Here is a 5635-nt window from a genome sequence, read left to right on the forward strand (position 1 = left end):
GGGGGGGTGGGGTGGGTCGACATGTGCGCTAGACACCACACAACGGGGCGCGGGGGGGCGGCGGCCCCCCCACCCACCCCCGCCCCGCCGCGCCCCCCCCCGCCCCCCCCCCCCGGACCCCTGTTTCCGGCTCGGCGGTAACCGCTCGGGCTACTCGTCGCCCTCGACCACCGGCGGGGTCTCGAGGATGTCGAGGATCCACTCCTCGGTGGCGGACTCGGCGTCCTCCTCGTCGGGGCGGATGCGATTGCTCAGGCGCACGCCCAGCCCCAGCAGCTGGGCGGCCTTGACCATCTCGAGGGCCTCTTCGGGACCGGCGTAGTGGGTGGCGATCAGACGGGGCTCGTCTTCGAAGTCCTCTTCGGACAGCACGAGCTCCAGACCTTCATCGGTAGTCGACATGGGTCAGCACAGTACGCCCAGAGTTCGCCGAATCGGTACCGAAACTCGCTCAGCGAGTGAACAACCAGGCGACGACTACGAGAACAAGCAGTGCGATCAGGGCGAGCTGGACACGAGAGCGCGGCATATCAGGCGGCTTCCTTCCGGATGCGGCGCGGCTGCGCGGCGGTGACCGTGGCCTCACGGGCGGCGATCCGGTCGCGTCCGAGCACGTGCAGCACCAGGCGCAGCGTCCGGTCGAGCAGATAGGCGATGGCCAGGCAGACCGGCACCATGGCGGCCAGCACCACCGCGAACTGGGGAACGAAGGGCAGCCCGGCCACCCACAGTTCCACGCCGTCCCACCATCCTGCGATCGCATGCACGACCCCAGCCTAGGCCGCGAACGTCATGGTGGACGATTCGGGCTGTTCGGAACGATCATTGTGCTATGGAGTCGTACGACGAACCCGAGTCGATCGAAGCCCCGCGAGACCCGCTGGCCACGACGGACCCATCCCCGTCCGACGCCTACCTGCCCTCGGCGGTGGGCGGCGGCGTGCACCATTCGGTGTTCCCGCCCATCGACGACTACGCCTTCCTGTCCGACTGCGAGACCAACTGCCTCATCGCCCGCAACGGCGCGGTGGAGTGGATGTGCGTGCCGCGCCCGGACTCCCCCAGCGTCTTCGGAGCCATGCTGGACCGCAGTGCGGGACACTTCCGCATCGGCCCCTACGGTCGCAATGTGCCCGCCGCGCGCCGGTACCTGCCCGGCGGCTTGATCGTCGAGACCACGTGGCAGACCGAGACCGGCTGGCTCATCGTGCGCGACGCGCTGGTGCTGGGCCCGTGGCACAACAATCGCTCCCGCAGCCGCACCCACAAGCGCACCCCCATGGACTGGGATGCCGAGCACATGCTGCTGCGCACCGTGAAATGCGTGAACGGTGTGGTCGAACTGGAGATGAGCTGCGAGCCCGCCTTCGACTTCCACAACGGCCCGGCCCAGTGGGAGTACAGCGGCAACGTCTACGAACAGGCAAGCGCCAGTTGCCGTATCGACGGCTGCCCGACGCTGACGCTCACCACGGATCTGCGACTGGGGCTGGAAGGCCGGGAGGCGCGGGCCCGCACCCGGATGAAGGAGGGCGACGAGATCTTCGTCGCGCTGTCCTGGTCGGATCTGGAGCCACCGCGCACCTTCGCGGAAGCCGCGGAGAAGATGTGGCAGACCACCGAATGCTGGCGGCAGTGGATCACGCTCGGGCGCTTCCCCGATCATCCGTGGCGCGGGTACCTGCAACGCAGCGCGCTGACGCTGAAGGGCCTCACCTACGCGCCGACCGGAGCGCTGCTGGCCGCCGCCACCACCTCCCTGCCGGAAACCCCAGGGGGCGAACGGAATTGGGACTACCGATACACCTGGGTGCGCGACTCGTCGTTCGCGCTGTGGGGCCTGTACACGCTCGGGCTGGATCGCGAGGCCGATGACTTCTTCGCGTTCCTGCACGACGTCACCACCGACGACGAGGGGAAACCCACGCCGCTGCAGGTGCTGTACGGCATCGGCGGGGAACGCGAGATCACCGAATCCGAACTGCCCCACCTGTTCGGTTACGACGGCGCGCGGCCGGTGCGCGTCGGCAATGGCGCCTACAACCAGGAGCAGCACGATATCTGGGGCACCATCCTGGATTCCGTTTACCTGCATGTGAAATCGCGTCAGCAGGTGCCGGAGACCTTGTGGCCCATGCTCGAACGACAGGTCCATGCCGCGATCGAGAACTGGCGCAACCCCGATCGCGGGATCTGGGAGGTGCGCGGCGAACCACAGCACTTCACCTCCTCCAAGGTCATGTGCTGGGTGGCGCTGGACCGCGGCGCGAAACTGGCCGAATTGCACGGGGAAATGGACTACGCCAAGAAATGGCACGACATCGCCGACGAGATCCGCGCCGACATCCTCGACAACGGCGTCAACTCCGCGGGCGTGTTCACCCAGACCTACGGCGGCGACACCCTCGACGCCTCCCTGCTGCTGGTGGTGCTGACCCGCTTCCTGCCACCCGACGATCACCGGGTGCGGGCCACCGTGCTCGCCATCGCCGACGACCTCACCGAGAACGGCCTGGTGCTGCGCTACCGCACCGAGACCACCGACGACGGACTGTCCGGCGAGGAGGGCTCGTTCACCATCTGCTCGTTCTGGCTGGTGTCGGCGCTGGTGGAGATCGGTGAGCTGCAACGGGCCCGGCAGCTGTGCGAGCGGCTGCTCGGCTATGCCAGCCCGCTCAAGCTGTACGCCGAGGAGATCGACTCGCGCACCGGGCGGCACCTGGGGAACTTCCCGCAGGCGTTCACCCACCTGGCGCTGATCAACGCGGTCATGCACGTGATCCGGGCCGAGGAGTCCAAGCACACAGGGCAATTCCACCCCGCGCACCCGGGACGCTGATCAGTACGAAGACCTCTCGCCGATCCCGTCGGCGGTCTCGCGAATATCGCGCAGCCGCACCAGCGATCGCTCGATCTCGGTGAGCCGCGCCTCCCGGCCCGCGCCGGACCCCACCGTGGCGGCCTCCTCCGCGGCGCGCAGCGAGGCGTCCACCGAGCGCAGGGTCGAGGTGGCGATCTCGGTGAAATGGTCGCGCAGGCTGCGCTGCACCGCGCGCAGCCGGTAGCGGGACTCCTTGCTCACCTGGAAGATCACATCGTCCATGAGCCGGGCCACCGCCACCTTCGCCTCGGCCTGGCGGCGGGCGCGGCGGGCCTTGCGGTCGTCCCACAGGGCGTTGAGGCCCAGCAGGACGGCCGCGCCGCCGGAGTACCAGTTCACCAGCGACATGTGCAGCAGGCTGGTGATCAGGCCGACCATGAGCAGGCCGCCGTAGGAGCCGCGCAATACGGTCAGCACCTGGGCGGTGATGCCGAGCTTGGCGCTGTCCAGCTTGTCCAGCGCCGCAACCGGTTCCAGCACCGCGCCGACATCGCCGGGGTTGTCCAGCTTGAGATCCGGGGTGGGGATGCCGCTGTCGGGGAACTTGGCGGCCACCTGCTCGGCCAGCTCCACCGAGCGGTAGTGGGCGATGACGAAGTTCTCCTCCACCGCCTCGCAGATCTTGGCGTCCAGGTCGGCGCCGAAGTCGTTCCAGCCCTTGACCGGATCGCCCTTCATGATGTCGGCGTCGGCGTCGCGGATCAGGCTGCGCAGCCGGTGCCGCAGATCGTGTTCGGTGTCGGCCATCAGCTCGCCCGCGCCGTCGGCCAGGGTGACCTGCCAGTTGGCGGTGCGCTGACGCAGCTGCTCGGCCTCCTCGCGGGTGCGGCGCAGCTGCTCGGTGATCACGGTCAGGCGGCGCGGGTCGCGCAGCGTCTCGGCCTCGCTGCGCAACGCCAGCGACAGGTGGTCGGTGATGAGCCCGATATCGCGGACCGCGGCCTCCACCGCGACCGCGTCGGCGCGGCCCAGCACATGGGAGCGCAGATGGTCGAGCAGTTGCGGCACACCGGATTCCAGATCCAGCCGCTGATCGCCCTTGGCGGTGGCGTGCGCGTGCAGCCGCGCCGAGGCGGGGGCGACCGCGAAGGCCAGCCCGGCGTCGTCGAGCAGCTGCCGGTCGTGCTGCTGCACCTGCGGCCACTGCGGATACTGGTCGATCTTGTTGAGCACGCAGACGACCGTCGGGCACACCTGCTGGATGCGCTGCAACTGCTCGATCTGCGCCGGGGTGAACGGGGCACGCGCGTCGGCCACGTACAGCACCGCGTCGGCGGCCGCGATCAGCGACCAGGTGGCCGGAGAGTCCTCGGGCGAGCCGGGCGCGTCCAGCACCACGAAGCCCTCCGCGAGCAGCGGACTGGGCTGGGTGAACTCGGCCCGGATGACCTCGCCCGACCCCAGCTCCGCCAATGCCGACCGCGGGTCGACGGCGGTGCGCTGGGCGGCGCCGCCCGCGCCCGCCTTCACCAGCGTGGCCGCGGCCTGCGGACCGTACTCGGCGATCACCGGGACGCTGGCCTGCCCCTCGGTGGCGCTCACCGCGGCCCCGACCAGGCTGTTCACCAATGTGCTCATCCCGGACCGGGATTCGCCGACAACGACGAGCCGCACCCGCGGATCGGCCAGGCGGGCCCGGGCGATGCCCAGCCGGCCGGTCAGATCGAGGCGGCCGGAGGCATGGGTCAGTTCGAGCAGCCGATCGAGCAGCTCGACCAGCGGACCCAGCGCATCGGGATTCTTCACCGCTACCTGATGACCCGGAGCGCTCACAGCAGCAGCATGTGATCGCCCGGACCCGGTGCCGCGAGACCCGCGTCCGGATACCCGGCGTCGCCGAGACCGGAGAACAGGCCGGCGTCGTGCACCAGGCCCGCACCGTGCCCCGCCAGAACCGAATCATGCACGGCCAGAACCGAATCATGCACGCCGAGGGACGCGTCCGGAACCGGCAGCACCGAATCATGCACCGGGACAACGGCGGAGATCGGCTGCGCGTACTGGTCCGCGATCGGCTTCACCTGGGTCGGCGGGTCGACGTGCGGCGCGGTGGTGATCGGCGACGGCATCGTCGGCGCCGGCGCGACGGTCGGCACCGGCGCGACCGAAACACTGGGCTGCCCACCGTGATCCGGGACCGACGGCTGCGCCGGCACGGTCGGCACGGTCGGGCGCGGCGCCACCGTCACGGTCGGCTGATGCGGCGTCGGGTCGTCGGGCACGGTGACCGTCGGCACGGTGGGACGGGTCCCGGTGTTGTCGTCGGACGGCGTGTGCGGCTTGGTGGGGAGGCCGGAGTCGCCGGTGTTCACCGGCGGGGTCACCGACTTCACGGTCGACGGCGTGTCCAGGCCCTTGGTCAGGTCGTCCAGGCCCGGGATCTTGGTCGGGATCGGGGGCATGGTGAGCGCGGGCCCGTGATCGGCCTTGATCGGCGGGGTGGCGGTGGGCGCGGTCGGGGCCGGGGTGGCCGCGGGAACCGGCTTGGTCGCCAAGGTCGTCGGCTGGTGGCCGGGCGCGGACGCGTCACCGTTGGCCAGCACCGGCGGGCGGCCGTGGTCGAACAGGGCGGGCACGACGGACGCGGGCGCGGTCAGCGGCGACGGACCACCGTGCGTGGTCAGCAGATTCGCGATCGGCTGGTTGGCGGCGTCGGGCTGGATGGTGGTCTGCAACGGCGTCACCGCGACCGGCTGGACCGTCACCGGCGGGACCGACACGGGCGCGGCGGGCACGGTGGCGACCGGCGGCACC

General features: G+C 70.3%; 4 protein-coding genes and 1 pseudogene. 1 reads left to right on the forward strand and 4 read right to left on the reverse strand.

Annotated elements, in window-relative coordinates:
- Nucleotides 1-150 precede the first annotated feature (150 nt).
- Together ACWELJ_RS32975 and ACWELJ_RS32980 are read right to left on the reverse strand one after the other, a co-directional pair.
- Nucleotides 151-402: a hypothetical protein gene (locus ACWELJ_RS32975; protein WP_452369990.1), complete on the reverse strand. Its 252-nt coding sequence runs from the start codon at nt 400-402 to the stop codon at nt 151-153.
- A 128-nt stretch (nt 403-530) separates the two neighbouring features.
- The gene (locus tag ACWELJ_RS32980; protein ID WP_452369991.1) at nt 531-767 is read right to left on the reverse strand and encodes a hypothetical protein; all 237 of its coding nucleotides are present in this window, start codon (nt 765-767) and stop codon (nt 531-533) included.
- A 65-nt stretch (nt 768-832) separates the two neighbouring features.
- Here ACWELJ_RS32980 and ACWELJ_RS32985 point away from each other — a divergent pair, with 65 nt between their 5' ends.
- Nucleotides 833-2839 (forward strand): glycoside hydrolase family 15 protein, encoded by a 2007-nt coding sequence (locus ACWELJ_RS32985; RefSeq protein WP_452369992.1) that lies wholly within the window; start codon nt 833-835, stop codon nt 2837-2839.
- On the opposite strand, the gene ACWELJ_RS32990 is transcribed toward ACWELJ_RS32985, so the two are convergent.
- Together ACWELJ_RS32990 and ACWELJ_RS32995 are read right to left on the reverse strand one after the other, a co-directional pair.
- Nucleotides 2840-4654, reverse strand: a complete 1815-nt coding sequence (locus ACWELJ_RS32990) for a hypothetical protein (protein WP_452369993.1) — start codon at nt 4652-4654, stop codon at nt 2840-2842.
- Nucleotides 4651-5635: pseudogene (locus tag ACWELJ_RS32995) on the reverse strand (hypothetical protein); the annotation flags it as partial. The pseudogene ACWELJ_RS32995 and the gene ACWELJ_RS32990, both read right to left, overlap by 4 nt.

The sequence above is a fragment of the Nocardia sp. NPDC004582 genome, from assembly GCF_053602115.1.